We start from the raw sequence: 22,419 nt of genomic DNA, 5'->3' as shown, positions 1-22,419 counted from the left end.
GAAAAACATAAGGTGAACGTAGCAATACGACGGAGGCAACAGATTCATTACCACCGGATGTGCTGCTCTCAGCGCTGATTATCCAGTCTGACCAAAGCCAGCAACAGCTGACTTAGCGCGCCGTAAAAACCAAAGTCATCATACCGACAGCATTTAGTGGTGAACTCCGGTAACCAGCGTAACAGCCCTGCCAGCGTTTCTCTGCGCAACGCATCAACCTGCTGATGACGCGGTCCTGCCTCTGCCAGGGAAAAATGCAGATGGCTCAGCAGTTCGATAAAAATCGCCAGATGATCGGCTGACTCGCTAAACGTATCGCTTACCTGCATGCCCGCATCAGATAATAGTTGTTTAATGACCCCATAGTTTGGCCCTCCTTCAAGATGAGCCGATGCATAGGGTAACGCCGCGTGTTTATCCGACATCAGGAACAGGCTGCAAAAATCAGCCGCCAGTTCCAGGGTGGCGTCTTCCCGCACCTTGAGCGCGGCAATTTTCGCCTCCAGCAGAAGGACCTGCGCCTCAAGCAGCGGCTCGCCTTTGAGCACCGCGAACCACTCAGCCATTTCGCTGGACTGCAAAAGCCCCAGGCTTTCATCGTCACGCTCCCGGGAAAACAACTGCGCCAGCCAGGCGTACACGCAGGCCATTTGTTCTTTTGTCAGGGAGGTGTCTTTCATCATGACTTCACCTGCTCAGCCGGGACATATTCACACTGCGCCACCATTTTTATCGGGCCACTGAACGCCGTCACGTTATCCACCTTGCCGGTATACTTCTCAATTTCCACCAGCGTAGTATGGGCGCTGGTTGCCTGCGCCAGCTGAGACGTGCCGATATCTATCGTTAACACGTTCGGATTGCCGTATTTACACAGCGCTCCGGTTTCTCCACCGTTATCAGGATCGTACCAGGCACCTTCATGGATGCGCGCCACGCCCGGCGAGTAGAGATCGGAGACAACCGCCCCGGCCAGCACTTGTCCACGCGCGTTAAATACACGAACTATATCGCCGTTGCGAATGCCCCTGGCGCTGGCATCCTGCGGGTTAATAAACACCGGCTCTTTGCCACCTACCGCGTAATGCTTACGCAACGCTTCAGACTCGCAGAGCTGTGAATGCAGACGGAAATCCGGGTGGATGGATTGCAGATGCAGCGGCCAACGTTGCGACCCTGGCCCACCGTGTGAACGTTCGATTTTCTCGAACCACATCGGATGCCCCTGGCAATCGTCATATTGCATATCGGCAATGGTTTTCGAATATATCTCGATCAAACCGCTTGGCGTCCCCAACGGTTCAAGGTCGGGATCTTCGCGGAAGGCCTGATGACGAACAAACATCTGCGGATGTTCGAATTCAACGTACTCTTGCTGATTCCAGAAAACGTCGAAGGCCGGAAGATGAACACCGCGTCCCTTCCCTTGCTGGCTTCCTTCCTGCCAGATACGCTTCAACCAGCCCATCTCATCCAGCCCTTCAGTGAACGCTTCTTCACGGTTAAAGCGGCGGCAAAGATCACGGAAAATATCGAAATCATTACGCGCTTCAAACTGCGGCTGCACCAACTGCTTCATGGCGATAATTCCGCGGTTGGAGTGGTTGCCATATTGGTCAAGATCGTTACGTTCAAACTGGGTCGTCGCCGGCAATACGATGTCGGCGAATCGACAGGTCGACGTCCACTGATTATCGATGGCGATGACGGTTTCCAGCTTACGCCATCCCTCAATAATGCGATTAATCTGCTGGTGACGATGGAAAGGGTTGGTCCCGGCAAAAACACACATCTTCAACGGCGGTAACTTAACGGTTTTGCCGTTCCAGTTAATGATTTTGCCCGGCTCCAGAATCGCATCGATAAAACGCGCGATCGGAATAGTACTGCTGTAGCCCTTATAATCGGTGCTGTCATGCACAGGAGGTACGGTGGTGGATCCAGAAAAACCGCTCAGGATAATCCCTTTACGCCCCGGGGTGCCCGCACCGTTGTAATGCCAGCCAAAGCCAAAGCCGCCGCCGGGTAAACCGATTTGTCCGAGCATCGAGGCCAGCACCACGATCATCCACGCCCACTGTTCCCCATGCTGCATACGCTGCACGCACCAGCCGGCAATAATTTGCGTTCTGCCGCCCGCCATCTGCCGCGCCAGTTCACGAATCGTATCTGCATCAATTCCGCAGATTTTTTCCGCCCACTGGGCATCTTTAGGCTGTCCGTCACTTTCGCCCAGCAGATAAGGTAGAAATTGCTCAAACCCAACGCAGTAGTTATCGAGGAAATGCTTATCGTAGAGCTTCTCGGTATACAGCGTGTGTGCCAACGCCAGCTGTAGCGGCACATCAGCCTGCGGGTTCACGGCGATGTGCTTAACCTTGTCGCGGCCCAGATAGTCATGCGTTGAGGTGACGACCGGGTCAACGCTGATGACCGAAATCTCACCCCGCGCCACTTTATACTTCAGTTGCTCGTAGTATTCGTAGACATCATGATCCGGACACCACCAGTTCGCCTGCTGGTTTTTGATGAGATCGGAACCCCACAGCACAATCGTTTTGCTGTTTTCTAGTACCAGTGGCCAGGAGGTCTGCTGCTCATATACCTCCATTGACCCTACAACGCGCGGCAGAATGACCTGAGCGGCGCCGGTGGAATAGTCTCCCCCGGTACTCACGCTGTTGCCATGCAGCGCAATGGCACGTGCCAGCATCCCGGAAGCATTGTGGAACATCCCAGTCGATTGCCAGCCGCTGGCAGTCAGCAGCGCGCTCGGACCATAGGTCTTCTGAATGCGTTCCAGCTCCTGGTAGAAGAAGTCCAGCGCTTCATCCCACGAAACGCGTACAAAGCGGTTATCTCCGCGCTGAGTGGTATCGCTCTGATGGCGCTTACGCAACCAGTCCACGCGGACCATCGGGTAGCGAATACGCGCTCCACCGTGTACGTGATCCGGGAGTCCAGCGATCATTTTTGACGGGTATTTATCATGCTCAAACGGTTTGGCCTCAATAAAACGACCATCAACCACGGTGGCACGGATAGCCCCCCAGTGAGAACCGGTCAGAATCCCCTCTTTGACGCCAGTGCCCTGGACTTCTGCGGCGTTGGCGCTACGCGGCGTGAGCAGCGAAGGCCCTAACATACCAGCTACGGTCAAGCCCCCCAACTGCATTAGAAAACGTCGGCGAGATGCCTGAAAGAGATCGTTATTTTTCATTGCTTTCTCCCTTATCGCCATGCGGCTTATCCGTAGTGTCAGAGGCATTCATCTGCAAATATTTCAGTAAGGTACGTTCTTCACGTTTATCCAGACTGGTAAAGCCAATCATGCCGTTCAACGTGCCAATCCAACCGTTAGCATCAAAGTGTTCTTTCTCTGGCGCGCCGTGGCATTGGTTACAGGTTCCGTTATAGAGCGAGTCGGCATAAGCCCAGATAGGTTTGATGTCGTTGACCATATCGCCCTTCTGCATCCAGGCGGTGGCCTGCAATTTACTCCATGGTGTATTCGTTTCCGCAACGGTGGTTTGCTCCAGCGTCTTCACGTGCTGCTGGATGTCGCCACGAATGGAAGCCACAAAAATGCGCTTGCCCGGCAGTTGCGCCAACACGCGCTGACGCCCATTACTCTCGGTCCAGCCCACAATTTCAATTTGCAGCCAGTCACCGTCACGCTTTAACACTTTCACTTCAGAAGCGGGCAGCAGTGAGCCTGCAGGTTCTTTATCACCTTTGGCGGCATAAATAGGTTTGATGTCCAGAGAGTAGAGCGTCTCGGCATCGTCGTTTGCATTGGCGCGTAACTGGTCAAACTGCTTACGGAAACCGCTACTCATATCGGGAAGCTGGTGCGCGATTCCTTTATGGCAGTCGATACAGGATTGGTTGTCCTTGGCCGCAATCTTCATCTGGCGCGCAGCTTCAGGATGCTGTTTAGCGTGGTCCATCGCATCATAGTCATGACAAGAACGACAGGTCGCGGAGTTGTTCTCCTTCATTCGCGCCCATTCGCGCTCCGCCAGCTCAGCGCGTTTGGCTTCGAATTTCTCTGGAGTATCAATAGAGTGGGCAACAAAGGTTTGGTAAATATCGTTGCTGGCCTCCAGCTTACGTTTCACCATGCCTGGAATATCGGATGGAATGTGGCAGTCATGACATTCTGCGCGTACCCCGGAGGCATTCTGAAAATGCGCAGACTGTTTATATTCTTCGTAAACCGGCTGCATACTGTGGCAGCTCACGCAAAACTCGGTAGAACTGGTTAATTTAATACCAACGTGCGGCAAGACGATCAGCGCAATACCGACCACAATCCCGATAACGACCAGCGCCAACACTGACCAACGTGCGCTCGGTCTGAGCAGCGCCCTCCATAGTTTCCGCATAATAGCCCCTGTAATCTTATGGTTTAGTTACAGAGGATCTTATTTTTCAAATGTGAACAGCAACACTGGTCAGGATGAATGACTTACGGCACAATGTGAACAGATATGAACAGAAAGAGCACGCCATCAGGATGTCGCATCACATTGTAATTGTTGAAGATGAACCCGTCACCCAGGCGAGGTTACAGGCATACTTTGAACAGGAGGGTTACCACGTCTCGGTCACCGCCAGCGCTACAGGCCTACGTGAAATCATGTCACAACATCCTGTCGATCTTATTCTGTTGGATATCAACCTCCCGGACGAAAATGGCTTAATGCTGACCCGTGCCCTGCGCGAACGCTCAACGGTAGGGATCATTCTGGTGACGGGTCGTAGCGATCAAATTGACCGGATCGTTGGCCTGGAAATGGGTGCTGATGATTATGTCACCAAGCCGCTGGAGCTACGTGAACTGGTGGTTCGGGTTAAAAATTTGCTCTGGCGTATCGATCTTGCCCGCCAGGCACAGCCGGAGACCAAAGATAACTGCTATCAGTTTGCCGGATACTGTCTGAATGTCTCCCGGCATACCCTGGAGCTGGGCGATGAGACGATCAAACTCACCCGCGCCGAGTATGAAATGCTGGTCGCCTTTGTCACCAATCCGGGGGAAATTCTCAGCCGCGAACGTTTACTGCGTATGCTTTCGGCACGACGGGTAGACAATCCAGACTTACGCACCGTGGATGTATTGATCCGCCGTTTGCGCCATAAGCTACGGGCTGATTTACTGGTGACGCAGCACGGCGAAGGTTATTTTTTAGCGGCCGACGTGTACTGATACAGATAAACCGGACGGAACCCACCAGGAGAAAGTGAGCGCTGAACATGCTGGCTGTCGGCATTTTTCGGGGTGAGCACCAGGATCGGCGGACTGATATTTTCCCGCACCGGTTGCCCTTGTAATACTCTGATAGCCTGTTGAATCGCCAGTTCACCTTGCCAGACCATTTGATCACTGGCAGCCATAATGATTCTTTCGCGTTTAAGTCCGCGATAAACCTGATGCGACAGGTAAAAAGAGACAACGGTTAGCGGCGTCCCCTGATTCCGCTTCTCTCCCATCGCTGCCTCCGCAGCAATTGCTGTACCGGCAACCACATCGACATCCGGGTGACGTTCAAGCATCTCTTGTAACAGGTTGCGCTGAACTTCAATATCATTATCCCCCAGCGCCACATCCACGATGTGCACCTGACTACCGGCAATCGCCTGACGGAATCCTGCCACCATTTCGCGGCTGCCTCCGGCGTCATCAGGTCCGGGCAATAATAAGACCTTTAACGGTTTTCCCGCGCTCCACTTAACCAGATAGTGGCCTGGCTGGTAACCCATCTGGAACCATGGAACTCCGACCCGTGCTTTCACCGTCGGATCGTGTATCGCATTCACTACCTCAATGACCGGCAACGTACCAACCTGCGCCTGCAAATCCGGAAAAGTCGTTGTGCTGCTGCCCAATAAAATGGCATCCGCGCCCCACTGCTGGCACTGGGCGATTTGTGTTTTTTGCGTGGTGAACTGACGATACCCTCCCGCCTCAAACACCTTCAGGCTTACTCCATATTTTTTTGCCGCCTCAAGCATGCCGTAATTCACGGAGAGCCAATAGGAATCTTTCAGACTGGGATACAACGCGCACAGTTTCCAGACTTTGCTTGCAGTAACGTCCGTCTGCGGCACCGAGACTGACTGCCGGGTATCCTGCCAGCGCAGCAGTGCAGACCCGGCCGCGTGACTTAAGCCGGGAAAAAGTGTGATAAGCAGGAAAACCAATACGCGCATGATAGCCTCAACATTGATAAGGCTTTATCCTAGTTGCTTTCCTCTTTTGGACTCAACCTTTTTAATCTGTGGCGACCAGACAGTGAATTTATCTCTGACCAAACGACTGTGGATAGGCTTTGCGCTGATGGCGGCACTGACTCTTATCAGTACACTGACAGGCTGGTATAACCTGCGTTTTGTCAGCCAGGTTGAGCAGGCCAATACCCAGGCGCTAATTCCAACCATGGATATGGCGCGCCAGCTCAGCGAGGCCAGTGCCTGGGAACTGTTTTCCGCACAAAATCTGACCACCGCAGACAATGAAAATATGTGGCTGGCTCAGGGGAGAATGCTAACCGCCCAGAGTCTGAAAATAACCACATTACTCAAAACTCTTCGTGAACAGGGCTTTGATACCTCGGCCATTGAACAACAGGAAAAAGAGATCGCCCAGTCGTTAAGCCATCAGGGGGAGATGGTTGGCGAACGCCTGAAATTACGCGCTCAACAGCAACAACTTAGCCAGCAAATTATTGAGGCCACCGCTGACGTTGCCGAAATGGCGCGCGGCCAGGCCAGCAATGCAGCTACCTCGGCGGGCGCCACGCAGGCAAGCATTTATGATTTAATTGAGAGTCATCAGGGGCAAGCGGCTGAACACGCGTTGGACAGGCTCATCGATATCGATCTGGAATATTATAACCAGATGAATGAGCTGCGCCTGAGCGCGCTACGCGTGCAGCAAATGGTGATGAATCTGGGGAATAACCAGGCGCAGAATAACCTGGCTGCGCTGGAAACTCAGTTGAATGCCGCCGTCAGAGTGCTTCACCGCCGACAAATACGTATTGAAGATCCGGTGGTGCGCACTCAGGTGGCCGACACCGTCAATACGATTAGCCGTTATATTGAGCTGCTGTCCCTGTATCGCCAGGATAATGACATCACGACCCAATTGCAGATCTTATCGCAGAATAATATCGAACAATTTACCCGTTTCAGTAGCGAAGTCAGCCAGTTGGTGGAAATCATCGGCCAACGCAATCAAAGCGGACTCGCGCATCTCAAACAGGCCAGCCAGCGCGGGCAACACTTGCTGCTGCTGTTAGGTGGCGTGTCATTATGTTTGCTGATTCTTATACTTTGGCGTGTGGTTTATCGCTCAGTCACACGCCCACTGGCACAGCAAACCCAGGCGTTGCAGCGTCTACTTGAGGGGGATATTGACTCCCCCTTTCCGGAAACCGCAGGCGTTCGCGAGCTGGATACCATCGGGCGGTTGATGGATGCCTTTCGCAGTAGCGTTCACGCCCTCAATAACCATCGCAAACATCTGGCCGCACAGGTTAAAGCTCGCACCGCCGAGCTGCATTCTATGGTATCTGAACACCGGCAGGCCCGTGCAGAAGCTGAAAAAGCTAACCAGGCAAAATCGGCGTTTCTTGCCGCCATGAGTCATGAAATACGCACTCCGTTGTATGGTATCCTCGGCACTGCGCAGTTGCTCTCAGACAATCCAGCCCTGGCACAGCATCGGGAAAATCTACGCGCAATCACCGACTCGGGCGAGTCTCTACTGACCATCCTCAACGATATCCTCGACTATTCCGCCATCGAAGCCGGTGGAAAGAATGTGGCGATAGGCGATGAGCCTTTTGAACCCAAACCCTTGCTGGAAAGTACGCTTCAACTCATGAACAGCCGCGTTAGCGGTCGCCCGGTCGTGCTGGTTGCGGATTTTGCCGATGACGTTCCCGCTTCCCTGCGTGGCGATCCGCGCCGTATCCGGCAAATCATTACTAACTTATTAAACAACGCACTACGCTTTACCGATCGAGGACACATTATCCTGCGTAGTCGGCGTGAAGATCAGGACTGGTATGTTGAGGTTGAGGATACGGGATGCGGAATTGACCCTGCCCGTCAGCACGATATTTTTCAGCCGTTCGTTCAGGTAAGCGGTAAACGCGGAGGAACCGGGCTCGGACTCACCATCAGCGCCAGTCTCGCCAAGGCAATGCAGGGAGAACTAAGCGTTACCAGCACACCCGGCGTCGGGAGTTGTTTTCAGCTGCGTCTGCCATTGCGGGCAACCACGATGCCCGTCATTAAACCCGCACAACGCTCCATATCGTTACAGGGCTTACGCTTATTGCTTATCGAGGATAATCCTCTTACGCAGCGCATCAGCACAGAAATGCTCACTCTCAATGGCGCACAGGTCACCGCTGTCGACTGTGCCGAGGAGGCGTTAAGCCTGTTGCGGGAAGATGCCAGCTTTAATGCTGCTCTGGTTGATTTCGATCTTCCTGATATCGACGGGATCACGCTGGCGCAGCAGTTAGCCTACGACTATCCGGCACTTAACCTGATCGGCTTTAGCGCACACGTCATCGACGAAACGCTTAACCAAAGAACCAGTACCCTGTTTCTCGGCATTATTCAAAAACCGGTTCCCCGGGATGAACTCAGTCGACTTATTACGCATTATCTGCACGCCAACGAGTCTCTCCCGCTTGCATCAGACAATGACAACAAACGGTTAGATTTTCAGCAATTGGCTGGGGATATCCAGGTCATGGGATGGCAAAAGGTGCACGAATGGTTAGCGCTCTTTAAGCAACACGCCCTTCCTTTATTAGATGAAATTGACACGGCGCGAGATTTAAATGAGCGCGAGCAGATAAAACGTCTGGCACATCAGCTCAAAAGCAGCTGCGTCAGCATGGGAATGCGCTCAGCCAGCACGATGTGTGCAGCACTTGAACAGCAGCCGTTGGGTGATTTTTCACTCAGAGAGGAGATCCAACAAAGTCTTTATGAGGTAGAACATTGGCTGGAAGCAGAAAAACCGTCCCGCGCGTAACGGTGCGTTGAAGCTGAGCATAGGGACTAACTTTGAATGGTACGCCCTGTAGGATTCGAACCTACGACCTACGGCTTAGAAGGCCGTTGCTCTATCCAACTGAGCTAAGGGCGCATTGCGAAGTGATTACTTCATGCAGATGAAACGCGTGAATTATACGGTCAGCGCCTGCTGAGTCAATGCCTTTTATTTCAGTTGCTGGCGAAGTGTACGAATGTTGATTTTTTCTGCTTGTTCAAGGGTATCCAGGAAATCACCTGGTAACAACTCAGCCCACGAAACGCCAGATTTAAGGATACATGTATTTAGAATATTTATGATTTTGCTTAACATTCCCTTACCCCTCCAGTGGTTCAGGAACTCTTTAATGTTAAGTATCGCCATCAAGGAAGAAAACAGTCACTTCGAACATGGACTGAAAATCATCATCTCCCATCTGTCAAATCAGTGGCATCAGGAGATCTGCTTTTTACCTGTCGAGAATATCGATCGCGCTGACATCGCGTTTATCTCCCTGGATGAAGATTGGCTCAGCGCCGATTGCTATCAGATTCCGATCCATACCCGCCGCCAACACCGGGTTGTCATCTGCAACAGAAATGATAAAGATAAGCTGATGTTCCGGCCCTGCCTGTACATGTTGCCGCTGATCTATCGGGAAGATGACGTTGAGGAAATGACTAAAAAATTAGTCCCCATCCTGCAAAAACGTGCGCTTCGCAACAACGTGCCTGCAACTATCTGCCATTACTGCACTACCCGCAACTTTTCTGTCGACGAACGCAAGTTCTTAATGTTTCTTGCCAGCGGATATACCTTAGCCGAAACGGCTCACCTACTCTCAATAAGCGATCTTCAGGCCAAAGCGACCCGCCGCGGCATAATGAAAAAGCTGCATGTGAAAAACGATCAGCAATTCTTAAGATACATCCGCGCCCATCTGAATTTTCTACAAAATTAGACGGGGTATCTCTGCCTAATTTTTATTGAGAAATATCTCATCCTCGATTAAGTATCGACTCCTACTGTACCTATCCTCTGACTGCCAGAATAATCCAGCCATACTATTTCCGGGGTAACAGAAAGACACACCCGGTAATATTTTATCTAATATCAGAGAGAGGTTGAACTGGATAAAACGATCTTTTGGGCATTGAGTAAGACATCAGAAAACTTCCGGCAGATTATTCTGATGGGATACGCAATTGCCAGTCTGATGATTGTTGAAGTACTGAAACCCAACGGCACAAGGACATTGACCTTTACGCTGGCAAAAATTTGGGTCAGGGATGTTTATAGTCAGCAATTTATCCAGACCTGCCGCAACAGAAATGGAATGGAAAAGGATGCACAGCGCAAAACGCCGGGACCGCTATCGCCGCATACGAAACACTAACTGTACCTGGCAATATCCCCACTGTACCTCACAAGTATTTGACAGGCTCGAGTATCTGGCGCAAAAACTCGAATACACATTACCGGACGACACTATATCTCAGGCGATAATTACAACAGACTACTACCTGGCCTATGCGTTAAGTCGACATTTATTCTCAGGCACACGTACGGCGGTCTTCCAGAGCGTTGAGTCGGCCTTACCCAGCATGCAGGAACCAGTAATTAGCCAGTTAGTGATTGACATAGAAAGCTTAACACACCCCTATTTCGATATACTTGAACGTTTGCGCCAGCTAATTAAGCAGCGTAATGACATCCAGATCTTCATAATGCTTTCCAGTCGTGATGAAGACCTGACTACCTTTATTTCACTATCCGGGCCATTTTATATCTTATCACGTAATTTACGCCTTCCGGAGGTGCGTCACGCCTTATTATCGCCGGTTCCTGACTATATTCATTCCAGACGCATAAATCAGCTCGATTGGGAGATGATTGCCTTACTTTTACAAGGTAACTCCTTAAAAAAGATTGCATTGTTACAAACACAACCCTACCACCGTATCATCTATCGCCTGAACCAATTGATTACGCGCCTGGGGTTACCCAGCAGACAACGCTTTTTGCATCTGATACACCGCCTCAACGTTACCTCTCTTCATTTAATTTAACACCATAACCCTATGTACGATAAGATTTTTTAGGAAACTACTTATTTTTGAATAAGAAAAAAGATCTAATTTTTACAAATATTTAATATTTACAACTATTCCTGGTATTATGACTGGTGCCACTGTCACACTTAACCTTACTGATTCTGTGCATTTCAATATAAAAAAGCCTAATTGCAGTCTTAACAAAACCTAAACAATTGGTTTATTGTATCGTTTTTACTATTTAAAAAAAATTTTCAATCTGCCATAATTCGAACTGCAGATAAATAATACCAATAGTCATTAACACATCTGGGTCTTTCAGAATATCCTAACTGACATTAACAACCGGGATGTTGTAAGTCTTTTCCGAAAGAACAGAGCAGGTATAATCCCCACAGTTTCCTGATTAATTGTTAGTTTTCCCGGTGTGAAATGGATTTTCCACAAATTCATTGTTCTGCAGAAGAACAACCGAATAAACAAGGATGAAATAATATTTATTCGGTTTTCCCGCAGAACAATTCTTGGCTATTTGACAATATTATAACGCCTGATGTTTTATCAAATTCGCAAGATACGCAAACAGTTTGAGGCATACAACAATGAAACCAGCATCCGTTATCATTATGGACGAACACCCTATTGTCAGAATGTCGATAGAAGTACTACTCGAGAAAAACAGTAATATTCAGGTAGTATTGAAAACCGACGACAGCCGTACGGCAATAGAACACCTGCGCACATACCCGGTCGATCTTGTCATCCTGGATATTGAACTACCTGGTTCGGATGGATTTACATTACTCAAGAGAATAAAGTCTCTGCAGGAGAAAACTCGGGTGCTGTTTCTCTCTTCCAAATCGGAGTCTTTTTATGCCGGGCGTGCTATCCGGGCCGGTGCAAATGGTTTTGTCAGTAAACGAAAGGATCTCAATGATATCTACAATGCAGTAAAAATGATTTTATCGGGATATTCTTTTTTCCCGTCGGACACCCTTAATTTCATTAACAATATAAACGCACAAAAAGGTGTGCTGAATGACATGCCGCTCTCTAACCGCGAGGTTACGGTTTTGCGTTATCTGGCAAACGGTCTGTCCAATAAGGAAATTGCTGAACAGTTGTTACTCAGCAATAAAACGATTAGCGCTCACAAGGCGAATATCTACTCCAAGCTCGGGTTGCACACCATCGTTGAGCTGATCGATTATGCAAAAATGCATGAGTTAATGTAATAACACTCCCGGCGAGATGTCGTTCGGGAGCGTTTTGTCAGCTTATTGATTAGTTATAGTTAATCATAAACGTGGCATCAGCCCTGGCGACGCCAGGCTGAACTCCATCGGCTAACGCGATATAGTTGGCGAAAAAGGTCAGCGTGGCATTGCCGTTCTCATCAATCCCCACGGCCTGGCTCGCCTGTTCGAGCGGTAATCGCGTACGATCGCTGTCGTGCAGTTCAATCGCCACCTTTTGCGCCATGACCGCATCATCAAGCGCCAACAGCGTCGTGCCCGGAGCCGGAGTACCGGAAAACGTTATCGACGCGGATCCCGGCGGGCAACCTTCAAGCTTCAGCGTAAACGCGACCGGTTGAGTGGTATCTCCGCTGGTCTGAAGCTGCTTTGTCGGCCAGGTCCCTAACTCCACCGACTTATTGCTGTCGCTGGCAATCACCGCACAGGTAAAGTCCACCACGTTGCCACGCAGCTCAATATTGATTTCCCCCAGCGACGAGGAGGCATGGCCCAACGAACTGAATGTTAGCAGGGACACCATCGCCAGAAGCGCCCCTGCGAATGGCGTTTGCTTGTTAGTCATAATCCACTCGCAGATAACCACGAGCCGTAAAAGGCCCTTCGGTAGGTTTATTCCCCGTCACGCTGACCGGCCATGCCCGAATACCGACCCTGGCTGCGGCATTATCATCCAATTGAAATGGGATATTGCTGGACAAATTGTTAGGCGTCAGCGGGTTACCACTGCTATCGGCGACGATAAAACCTAAATCCGGGTTGTCAGAAACCATCATTTGTCCGGTGGCTTTCTCAGCCTCTACACGCATGGTCAAGTAGGCCTGTGCGGCGACGTTGGTGCATTTTATCGCCACGGTTTTGGTCTGCGGATTAATGCCTTCGGGCCGGTTTCCTGCCCCCGCCTTGCTAAACAACGATGCGCCAATATCGCCAAAATCAAACTCAACAATCTGCCCGGCGTTCACCTCACAGTTTTGTGGAACCTCCACCTTACCGCTGTAGCTGATGGTGTACACCGGCGTGCTTAGCGCATCTCCGGTACTGGTCGTGACATAGACGCTGAACATCGTCTGACGCGGAATCGGAACCATGTTAATAAACGAGCGGATCACTTTGAGTTTAAACACCAGCTTTGAATCCATTACGCCAAAAGGCTGCTGTTTCGATACGTTGGGGTGAGTCCCCATGCGGATATAATTACGCGGAGGATAAAACAACCCGGCATAGCTGTCGGTGATGCTCATGGCTCCCAGCAGGTAGTCATTGAGCTTCAGATACTGAAAACCGCTCTCGGTACTTTGCACCGGAAGTTCAGTGACATAGCTTCGGTAGGTGTAATTCACCGACGTTCCGGCCGGACAGGTGGCATTCACGCCAATCCAGCCCGATTTTTCCGGTAACGTTACCACCTGTCCCGGCTGGTTGTTGCTGCTGTTAAAGACATTCGACAAATCGTAAAAAACATCCGTTGGCGTGCCATTCGAGTTATGGCAGACCGTCGCCCATGACGAATGTGCCATCAGCAGTAAAGCGCTTCCCAGTAACAAACCCGTTTGTCTTTTCATCGTATTATTCCTGTCGTGCCGTTGGAGATTCGCACGTCACGTTCGTGAGCGTCACCGCCTGTTTCAGACTCTCCTCAGGCAAGGCATAGCGCGCCACGCAGCGAGCGTTTGCGCCTTCCCCCCATTGGATCAGCAACTCGCCTTTTAGCGGCAGACCACTGAGATAAATTTGCCCGTCTTCGCCCACCATACTGGCCACGCCACTGGTGTTTTCCCGCACAATAGAGCCAAACGGCACGGGTTTACCGGCATGTTTGGCGGTAATCAGCGCCCGCACACCGATTCGTGTATCAAACGCCGCTCGCACCAGCGCCCCTTGCGTTGGCACTACGCTGCTGACGTTATTTTCCACATCGGTATTGTTGTTCATGGAATTGGTGTCTAACGCGACACGGTTATAGCGATAGACGGTGGCATACGGCATCACCGCGTATCCACGCCAGTCGGTTTGAACGCCGGTCTGGTTTTCTATCCGCACACCCTGTGCGCCAGGCGCTTTAATCAGCACGTTGGTATCACCCAGAGGCTGACTGAGCGTAATGCCATCCGCATGCCCCACCACGCCGCCAGAGAGTTGCCAGTTGTAGTCATGCTGATCGCGATCGTAGTTGTATCCCACGCCCAGCGTGCCATAGGCCGCCTGCCAGTTGGCACTGGCGTTTCCGCTGTAACCATTGGTGCTGCTGTGCCCCTGATTCACGCTGTAGCTCAGGTTGCGTCCATCCAGCAACGTACCGCCGATCCCGCTCTGCCAACTGTTTTGTCCATTGCTATTACGGTTAGCATTAAAGGTGGCGTAGGTGCGATCGAAGGCGCTATCTCGCGAGTAGCGCCGTCCGCTCAGCAGGCTGAACGGTATTGACATATTGAACGCGACAATACGGTCGGTGTCGGAGATACCAACCGATTCATTCCACGACCAGGAGAGTGAATAGCTAATACCTTGCCAGCCGCTGGCATAGCCCAGTTGATACCAGGTATTGGTGTCTGAGGTATTCCAGTACGTTTGCTGACTACCCGAGACATACAGCGATCCGTAATCCCCCAGATTCTGCGAAATGTTTATCTGGAAACGGCCCTTTTTGCTGTAGCTCAGGTTGTGGTAACTCTTCACATCGGGCACATCGTGGCGATTGCCCTCGCTGTCGTATTCGTACTCATAGCCTTCCATACTGCGATACGCCACATCGTCGAGGGTATAGAAACCACGCGTAGAGTAGCGATATCCCAACAACTGAAAGTTGGTGCCAAAATTGTTCAGCGATTTCGCATATAGAAAACGCAATGACTGCCCCTGATGCGTACTGTCATCCGCCAGTTGGCTGCGGGCATGGGTCAGATCGACAGAAACCGCTCCCCAGTCCCCCAGGTTTCGGCCGGTGCCTAAAACCACCGCCGTGTAGCGTGAGGCCAACTGCGTACCGCCGTAAGCGGTGTAGCCTTCTGGTAACCCAGCAATTAATGTTCCCTGGAAAAAGAATGGAGAAGATTGTTGGCTATTGCCGCTGCGAAAATCCCCTGCGACCACGTCATATTTGAAACGCCCTTCTCGTTGTAACAAGGGAACCGTGGAGTACGGCACCGTATAGCGCTGTTGGCTGCCGTCCTTTTCGTCCACCGTCACCTCAAGGTCACCGCTGGATGACGTCGGGTTGAGATCGGTTATCGAGAAAGCGCCCGGTGAAACATAGCTTTGATAAATCACATAGCCATTCTGACGAATGGTTAGCTTTGCCGCTGTTCGCGCAATACCGCGAACGGTAGGCGCGTAGCCCTGTAAGCTGTCGGGATACATACTGTCTGAGGAATAGAGCCGCGCCCCGCGAAATCCGACGCTGTCAAAAACGTCGTTGCCGGTGTTGCTGTCACCCATCACCAGCTCGCCCTTCAGCGGAATAATCGCGCGCTGAAGCCATGTGCCGATGTTTTTCCAGCTTTGTGAGTGATATCCGTCACCTTTGGAATAGCTCCATGCGCCGTTATTTCTCAAACGCCAGGGGCCATAGTTCAGGCCACTGAGCATACTTAAGAAATAACTGTCCGTATCACTCCCGCGACTGCCGGTGAAACTGTAGTTAACCAGCGCGGCCGGGATGCCTTCATCCCACTCTTCCGGTGGAATATAGCCACGCGCGCTGTTTAACATCGACGCCTGCGGCAGGCTGACGTTTAGTCGCAGGGTAGAAAAATCAAACGCAATCTCGCTGCCTGGAATCGCCTCTGGTAGATTGATGCAGGTATCGTTCGCATCCTTACTGAGTGCCGGAAACGCGGCGATATTGACGCCAAGGCGCTTCACCCAGTCGAGCCCAAAGCACGGCATCAGCCCACCGGACTTCTCCCCGGATTTTCCCGCGCTGGTCGTAAAACGAATATCCTGAGTAGCCACAAACTCATCGTTGCGCCAGATATCCACGCGATAAACACCTTCAGGCTGGTGATTACCTTTTTCAAAACGTGATAAATCCGCCACGGTTGCCGTATCCGCAGATAAAAAGGCCGGATTAAAATAGCTTTCACCATGGCTTAAAGAGGGAAAGAGCGCCGCCAGCGTGGACAACGCCACCCCCGCCAGCGGTGGCGTAACCCCCGGTAACAGGCCAGGAAAATACGTTGTCTTATTCATCGTTATCTCAACGCACGCTGACCGTTTGGGCCGGGGTCACAGCACCATAATCATTGACCGTCTGGAACGTAACGTTGCCCTGCACGCCTGTTGGCAACAGAACCTGCGCATCGCTTTTCGGTGCAACCATCACGTTATCGACCTTCGTTTTCCCCACGTTGAGATTGACCAACGTGACGTAATACGCTGACGGATTGTTAATTTTCAGGTGGTTGCCGGAACGGGAAAACGTCAGCATCCCCGGGGCATCTTCCGGGATTTGCGGCAAATTATTCGGACGGACGAAAAGCTTGATGCGGGACAGAATCGCCAGTTGCAGAACGTTTTTGCCCTCAAGGCTGTTTTTATTGACTGACGGAATGGCTTTTACGTTCATCCAGAACAGCGACTCACGATCTTTGGGCAACGGAACACCTGCATAGATAATACGCAACGTGTTTTCGCTTTTGGGCTCGCTGACAAACAACGGAGGTGTAACCACAAACGATTTTTCTTTAACACCTGCGCTATTCTCAATCCATGAATTGACCAGGTAACGTTCTTTGGTATCACTATTGCTAATAGACAGTGACGTTTGTTTGGCATCGGCTGGATAAATAACACGGGTAGCGCCTAATGCAATGCCTCCGGCAGCCTGAACACTGGCAACAGGAAATAAGAACAGTAAAAGGATAAAACCTGATTTTAGATAATTAAACATAGCTACAAATACCTTTGGTGTGATTATCGTTGGGAAATAAATCAGGGATAAACCAACGTAAACCACACGTCTGAACGAAGCGTTCCCGGCGTTATATTTTCCGAGACAGCCCGATAACGAGCAGTGAAATGAAACGTCATCTCTTGCGTTATAATCGGCGCATAATGAAGCGGCAGCGCGTTCGGAATAATTTGCCGTTGGCGCTGGTCAAATAACGCCAGGCCGATCCCCGAAGCCGCAGACGCATCTCCACTGGCAAGGAACACCTGCGGATCTTCCGCTGGCGTCACGCCTGCAAACGCAATCCCAACGTGGTCATAAACATCGGAGCTGCATGACGTTAAGCGCAGTGAAAACGGCACGCTGGTAGAGGCAAAGCTCCCCGTCCCGGAGAAAGCATTGGTGCGATACTGCCCCATTTGCACCCGCAAATTTTGGCTGTCAGTAGCGACCGTGCAGGCACCATTGACGAGCTGCCCCCGTAAGTGAAGGCGGCCACTTTCCAGTATTACCGTATGTGCAAACACAGGCAGTACGCACAGCATTCCCGCCAGCGCCACGCCTTTCCCTATCATCTGCCGCATCCTTCATCATCCCCGGAAATTGCCTCATCCAGTGAGGCGAACGTCATCCTTGCGCAAATCAAAACGGCTTATTCGTACTTCATGATGAACGTCGCGTCGGCATTTGCCTGACCCGGCGTAGCGCTGGTGGCAGTGGCTTTGTAACGCGCAGAGAAACGCAGGGTGTTGGTCCCTTCTACCAGAGCCTGAGCGGTAGAGAAGGTGGCACCATCCGGCTTCAGCGCGGTGGACGTATTGTCCAGAATTTCAATCCCGACACCGCTGGCAGTGGTACCGTTATCTGCAGAAGTGACAGCCAGCAGGTTGTTGTTGGTAATATCGGATTGACCAGAGAAAGCCACAGCTGCGGTTGCGGCAACTTTCGGGTCACAGTCGTTCAGCACGATGGAGAACGGAATTTGTGCCGTTGTATCACCTACTGCGGCAAAACTGGCAGTACGATACTGGCCTAAGGTAACAACCTGATCGGATGACTGAGTACTGACTGCACAGGCTGCATTGACCAGTTCACCTTCAAAATGCACAGTACCGCCGCTCACGCTTACCGGATCGGCTGCAACCGCAGCACCTGCGACTAACATCAGGCTGGCAATAACAGAAGAGGTCATTAATTTACGTTTCATGGATTTCCCTTGAATTACACACATCCGGCTCCAGCATCCTGCGGGATCCGTTTTCATTATCGACATTAAATGTCAGGCTAATTATCTCTGCATCCTGTAAAGATATATATCGCAAGAGAATTAGCTAACCTTTTACCCCGACTCTCCTGAGTATTTGATTTACTAATTATCCTTCGCGAATATGACTATTCGTCACAGCGATAAATTAAACATTTCAATTAATGAAAAATACCTGCAAATCCTTTTAATAGCCCTGGCTAATTCTTAATGGGATCTAAGAAAAGTCTTGGTTAATATTACCTAAATGCCGCCGTAATAGTACGTAACAGTCTGGTTTATGAAGCATTACCCATAAAGAACCCAGGGTGATGAGATGTTTCATTCACGTTAATTTTAATTAGCATGCTTACTATTTATTCGTAAGGCTTCAGCCTTTGTGCTGACACCATTTGCAGCCCGTGACGGCCCTGGCGCACATAAAAACGCAAACGAAAACTGACAGCACGTCCCGCTTCTGACAAAATAGTGGCATCCCCTTCGATTTAACGTAACAGACGGAATCCTCTCTCTGATGGCAGCAAAGATTATTGACGGTAAAACGATTGCGCAGCAGGTGCGCTCTGAGGTTGCTCAAAAAGTTCAGGCGCGTTTAGCGGCTGGATTACGCGCCCCAGGCCTGGCTGTTGTGCTGGTAGGCAGCAATCCGGCTTCGCAAATTTACGTCGCGAGTAAACGCAAAGCCTGCGACGAAGTGGGGTTCGTCTCCCGCTCCTATGACCTGCCCGAAACCACCAGCGAGGCGGAGCTTCTTGAGCTGATCGATACGCTCAATGCAGATACCACCATCGACGGTATTCTGGTACAACTGCCGTTACCTGCCGGTATCGACAACGTTAAAGTGCTGGAGCGTATTGCACCAGATAAAGACGTTGACGGTTTTCATCCGTATAACGTCGGTCGCCTGTGCCAGCGTGCGCCGCGCCTGCGTCCTTGTACCCCGCGCGGTATTGTGACTCTGCTTGAGCGTTACAACATCGACACCTACGGCCTTAATGCGGTCGTCATTGGCGCTTCAAACATCGTCGGTCGCCCAATGAGCATGGAACTGCTGCTGGCTGGCTGCACCACCACCGTCACCCATCGCTTCACCAAAGATCTGCGTCGCCACGTTGAGCATGCTGACCTGCTAATTGTTGCCGTCGGTAAACCGGGCTTTATTCCTGGCGAGTGGATTAAAGAAGGTGCGATTGTGATTGATGTCGGCATCAACCGTCTGGAGAATGGTAAGGTTGTTGGCGATGTGGTCTTTGAAGATGCTGCCGCACGCGCGTCATATATCACGCCAGTGCCGGGCGGCGTTGGCCCCATGACCGTAGCCACACTTATCGAAAACACGCTGCAGGCGTGTGTTGAATATCATGATGTAAAGGACGTTTAAGATGGCCACATTTTCACTGGGTAAACACCCGCATGTTGAACTCTGCGATCTGCTGAAGCTGGAAGGCTGGAGCGAAAGCGGCGCCCAGGCAAAAATTGCTATTGGCGAAGGGTTGGTGAAGGTCGATGGCGTTGTTGAAACGCGTAAACGATGCAAAATCGTTGCCGGACAGACCGTGAGCTTTGAAGGTCACAGCATTAGCGTCGTGGCGTGACCCTAAGTGCCGGATGAGGTAAACACCGTATCCGGCCACTTCTCCCTCTCGTTTTCAGATAATGACTTCATCCCCGCTTCACAGTGAACTGTTAGCATGTTGTTTTTCCACACGAAGCGATCATCATGCCCACTATTGTTACCCACGCAGCCGTTCCGCTCTGTTTAGGGTTAGGTCTCGGACTTAAAGTCATCCCCCCACGATTACTGTTTGCTGGCGTCGTTCTGGCTATGCTGCCAGATGCCGATGTGTTGTCATTTAAGTTCGGTGTCGCCTATGGCAATGTGTTTGGCCACCGGGGATTTACCCACTCACTGCTGTTCGCCTTCGTGGTACCGCTGCTCTGCGTGTTGGTTGGCCGACGATGGTTTAAGGCGGGATTGATTCGCTGCTGGCTATTCCTGACGGTTTCACTGCTGTCACACAGTCTGCTGGATTCCGTTACGACAGGCGGCAAAGGCGTCGGCTGGCTGTGGCCGTGGTCGGATGAACGCTTCTTTGCACCGTGGCAGGTGATTAAAGTCGCCCCGTTTGCGCTATCACGCTACGCCACACCGTATGGGCATCAGGTAATAACTTCGGAGTTGATGTGGGTATGGCTGCCGGGCGTTATGATGATGGGTGTGCTGTGGTGGTACAAACGTCATTAATAGTGCCTGATGGCGCTACGCTTATCAGGCCTACCGATCATTCCATCGTAGGCCGGATAAGACGTAAGCCGCCATCCGGCAATATAGAGCGTTACTTACGACGCCAGGTGGTGCCCTGCGGGCCGTCTTCCAGCACGATGCCCATCTCATTGAGACGGTCACGCGCGGCATCAGCTGCCGCCCAGTCTTTCGCTTTACGCGCATCTAAGCGCTGTTGGATTAACGCTTCAATTTCAGCAACTTCACCGTCATCCGCCTGCGCCCCGCTTTGCAGGAACGCTTCCGGATCCTGTTCCAGCAGTCCCAGCACGCTGGAGAGCTTGCGCAGATGCGCAGCCATACCGTTAGCCGCCGCCATATCTTCACCCTTCAGGCGGTTAACTTCACGCGCCATATCAAACAGCACGGAGTAAGCTTCCGGCGTGTTGAAGTCATCGTCCATCGCTTCAATGAAACGTGCTTCAAAGGCCTCGCCACCCGCAGGGGCAACGGATTTGTCGGTACCGCGCAGTGCAGTGTACAGACGCTCCAGCGCAGAACGCGCCTGTTTCAGGTTCTCTTCGCTGTAGTTGAGCTGGCTACGATAGTGACCCGACATCAGGAAGTAGCGAATGGTTTCGGCGTCGTAGTATTTCAGCACATCGCGCACGGTAAAGAAGTTGCCCAGCGATTTAGACATTTTCTCGCGGTCAACCATCACCATCCCGGAGTGCATCCAGTAATTAACGTACTCACCGTCATGCGCACAGGTGGACTGCGCGATTTCGTTTTCATGATGCGGGAACATCAGGTCCGAACCGCCGCCGTGAATATCGAAATGGTTACCCAGTTGTTTGCAGTTCATCGCCGAACATTCGATGTGCCAGCCCGGACGACCTGCGCCCCATGGAGACGGCCAGCTCGGCTCGCCTTCTTTGGACATTTTCCACAGCACGAAGTCCATCGGGTTACGCTTCACATCAACCACGTCAACGCGAGCACCCGCCTGCAGCTGATCCAGATCCTGGCGTGACAGCTGACCGTAGTTCGGGTCAGTCGGCACGTCGAACATCACGTCGCCGTTATCAGCAACGTAAGCGTGACCTTTGGCAATCAACTGCTCAGTGATTTCGATAATTTCAGCGATATGGTGCGTAGCGCGCGGCTCCAGATCCGGGCGCAGAATATTCAGCGCATCGAAATCGCTATGCATTTCCGCGATCATTCTGTCGACCAACGCGACAAAGCTTTCACCGTTTTCATTCGCGCGCTTGATGATTTTGTCATCAATATCGGTAATGTTGCGTACATACTTCAGCTTATAGCCGAGGAAGCGCAGGTAGCGCGCGACGACGTCGAAAGAAACAAAGGTACGTCCGTGGCCAATATGACAGAGATCGTAAACGGTAATACCACACACGTACATGCCGACTTCCCCGGCATGAATAGGTTTGAATTCCTCTTTTTGGCGCGTCAGTGTATTAAAGATTTTTAACATCGAAGATTCCGTGTAGACGTGTGTGGATAGTAAAGTCTGTATAATACCCATAATTTAGACCGGAAGCAGCACACTTTGCGAGGTGATCACAGCTTGCGGTTATGCTATAACACACCCCTAACTCTGACCCTTGACGGGGTCGAAGCACCAATCTATCGGAACAGGATG

At 51.3% G+C, this 22,419-nt stretch carries 19 protein-coding genes and 1 tRNA gene; 8 read left to right on the top strand and 12 right to left on the bottom strand.

Annotated features, from left to right (window positions below; translation table 11 throughout):
* Window positions 1-68: 68 nt before the first annotated feature.
* From torD to torC, 3 genes are read right to left on the bottom strand one after another with little or no spacing between them, the layout of a single operon-like run.
* Complete coding sequence (torD, locus tag OGV98_RS15685) at window positions 69-683, bottom strand: molecular chaperone TorD (RefSeq protein ID WP_032936924.1); 615 nt, start codon at window positions 681-683, stop codon at window positions 69-71.
* A complete protein-coding gene (gene torA / locus OGV98_RS15680) occupies window positions 680-3,220 on the bottom strand; it encodes a trimethylamine-N-oxide reductase TorA (RefSeq protein WP_202580701.1) in 2,541 nt (846 codons plus the stop codon). The genes torD and torA overlap by 4 nt, the downstream gene beginning before the upstream one ends.
* Window positions 3,210-4,388, bottom strand: a complete 1,179-nt coding sequence (gene torC, locus OGV98_RS15675) for a pentaheme c-type cytochrome TorC (protein WP_202580702.1) — start codon at window positions 4,386-4,388, stop codon at window positions 3,210-3,212. The genes torA and torC overlap by 11 nt, the downstream gene beginning before the upstream one ends.
* Window positions 4,389-4,519: 131 nt before the next feature.
* On the opposite strand from torC, the gene torR reads away from it, so the two are divergent.
* A complete protein-coding gene (gene torR / locus OGV98_RS15670) occupies window positions 4,520-5,212 on the top strand; it encodes a two-component system response regulator TorR (RefSeq protein ID WP_003021912.1) in 693 nt (230 codons plus the stop codon).
* Here torR and torT read toward each other — a convergent pair.
* On the bottom strand, window positions 5,185-6,216 hold the full coding sequence (gene torT / locus OGV98_RS15665; RefSeq protein WP_044699462.1) for a TMAO reductase system periplasmic protein TorT: 1,032 nt from the start codon (window positions 6,214-6,216) through the stop codon (window positions 5,185-5,187). The two genes, torR and torT, sit on opposite strands and share 28 nt — an antisense overlap.
* A gap of 82 nt (window positions 6,217-6,298) precedes the next feature.
* Between torT and torS the strand changes: the two genes are divergently transcribed.
* Window positions 6,299-9,064 carry a TMAO reductase system sensor histidine kinase/response regulator TorS gene (gene torS, locus OGV98_RS15660; protein WP_202580703.1) on the top strand — a complete coding sequence of 922 codons (2,766 nt, stop codon included), beginning with the start codon at window positions 6,299-6,301 and terminating at the stop codon, window positions 9,062-9,064.
* A gap of 37 nt (window positions 9,065-9,101) precedes the next feature.
* Here torS and OGV98_RS15655 read toward each other — a convergent pair.
* Window positions 9,102-9,178: transfer RNA gene (locus OGV98_RS15655), tRNA-Arg, on the bottom strand.
* 253 nt (window positions 9,179-9,431) lie between these two features.
* Here OGV98_RS15655 and fimW point away from each other — a divergent pair.
* From fimW to fimZ, 3 genes are all read left to right on the top strand, one after another.
* Entirely contained in the window at window positions 9,432-10,025 is a 594-nt protein-coding gene (gene fimW, locus OGV98_RS15650; protein ID WP_044699458.1) for a fimbria biosynthesis transcriptional regulator FimW, read from the top strand.
* A 385-nt stretch (window positions 10,026-10,410) separates the two neighbouring features.
* Window positions 10,411-11,133, top strand: coding sequence for a fimbria biosynthesis regulator FimY (gene fimY, locus OGV98_RS15645; protein WP_088902634.1), 723 nt, complete (start codon window positions 10,411-10,413; stop codon window positions 11,131-11,133).
* Between the two features lie 587 nt (window positions 11,134-11,720).
* Window positions 11,721-12,353 carry a fimbria biosynthesis transcriptional regulator FimZ gene (fimZ, locus tag OGV98_RS15640; protein WP_003021902.1) on the top strand — a complete coding sequence of 211 codons (633 nt, stop codon included), beginning with the start codon at window positions 11,721-11,723 and terminating at the stop codon, window positions 12,351-12,353.
* Between the two features lie 49 nt (window positions 12,354-12,402).
* On the opposite strand, the gene sfmF is transcribed toward fimZ, so the two are convergent.
* The 6 genes from sfmF to fimA form a co-directional block, all read right to left on the bottom strand.
* The gene (gene sfmF / locus OGV98_RS15635; protein ID WP_085951539.1) at window positions 12,403-12,897 is read right to left on the bottom strand and encodes a fimbria assembly protein; all 495 of its coding nucleotides are present in this window, start codon (window positions 12,895-12,897) and stop codon (window positions 12,403-12,405) included.
* A gap of 34 nt (window positions 12,898-12,931) precedes the next feature.
* Entirely contained in the window at window positions 12,932-13,939 is a 1,008-nt protein-coding gene (fimH, locus tag OGV98_RS15630; protein WP_202580704.1) for a type 1 fimbria D-mannose specific adhesin FimH, read from the bottom strand.
* Window positions 13,940-13,943: 4 nt separating this feature from the next.
* Window positions 13,944-16,565, bottom strand: coding sequence for a fimbrial biogenesis usher protein (locus OGV98_RS15625; protein ID WP_202580705.1), 2,622 nt, complete (start codon window positions 16,563-16,565; stop codon window positions 13,944-13,946).
* 7 nt (window positions 16,566-16,572) lie between these two features.
* Window positions 16,573-17,265 carry a type 1 fimbria chaperone FimC gene (gene fimC, locus OGV98_RS15620; protein ID WP_003835750.1) on the bottom strand — a complete coding sequence of 231 codons (693 nt, stop codon included), beginning with the start codon at window positions 17,263-17,265 and terminating at the stop codon, window positions 16,573-16,575.
* A gap of 41 nt (window positions 17,266-17,306) precedes the next feature.
* Window positions 17,307-17,840: a type 1 fimbrial protein subunit FimI gene (fimI, locus tag OGV98_RS15615; protein ID WP_003847496.1), complete on the bottom strand. Its 534-nt coding sequence runs from the start codon at window positions 17,838-17,840 to the stop codon at window positions 17,307-17,309.
* A 77-nt stretch (window positions 17,841-17,917) separates the two neighbouring features.
* On the bottom strand, window positions 17,918-18,472 hold the full coding sequence (gene fimA / locus OGV98_RS15610) for a type 1 fimbrial major subunit FimA (RefSeq protein ID WP_003835752.1): 555 nt from the start codon (window positions 18,470-18,472) through the stop codon (window positions 17,918-17,920).
* 571 nt (window positions 18,473-19,043) lie between these two features.
* Between fimA and folD the strand changes: the two genes are divergently transcribed.
* From folD to OGV98_RS15595, 3 genes are all read left to right on the top strand, one after another.
* Window positions 19,044-19,910, top strand: coding sequence for a bifunctional methylenetetrahydrofolate dehydrogenase/methenyltetrahydrofolate cyclohydrolase FolD (gene folD / locus OGV98_RS15605; protein WP_003021887.1), 867 nt, complete (start codon window positions 19,044-19,046; stop codon window positions 19,908-19,910).
* Between the two features lies 1 nt (window position 19,911).
* Complete coding sequence (ybcJ, locus tag OGV98_RS15600; protein ID WP_003021885.1) at window positions 19,912-20,124, top strand: ribosome-associated protein YbcJ; 213 nt, start codon at window positions 19,912-19,914, stop codon at window positions 20,122-20,124.
* Window positions 20,125-20,249: 125 nt separating this feature from the next.
* Window positions 20,250-20,774, top strand: a complete 525-nt coding sequence (locus OGV98_RS15595; RefSeq protein WP_202580706.1) for a metal-dependent hydrolase — start codon at window positions 20,250-20,252, stop codon at window positions 20,772-20,774.
* Between the two features lie 91 nt (window positions 20,775-20,865).
* Here OGV98_RS15595 and cysS read toward each other — a convergent pair whose 3' ends face one another.
* Entirely contained in the window at window positions 20,866-22,251 is a 1,386-nt protein-coding gene (cysS, locus tag OGV98_RS15590; protein ID WP_003831109.1) for a cysteine--tRNA ligase, read from the bottom strand.
* Between the last annotated feature and the right edge of the window lie 168 nt (window positions 22,252-22,419).

It is taken from the genome of Citrobacter sp. Cf136 (genome assembly GCF_030333815.1).
Taxonomy (GTDB): Bacteria; Pseudomonadota; Gammaproteobacteria; order Enterobacterales; family Enterobacteriaceae; genus Citrobacter; species Citrobacter freundii.
The sequence above is the reverse complement of the archived record's forward strand: the minus strand, read 5'-3'. Positions and strand labels throughout refer to the sequence as shown.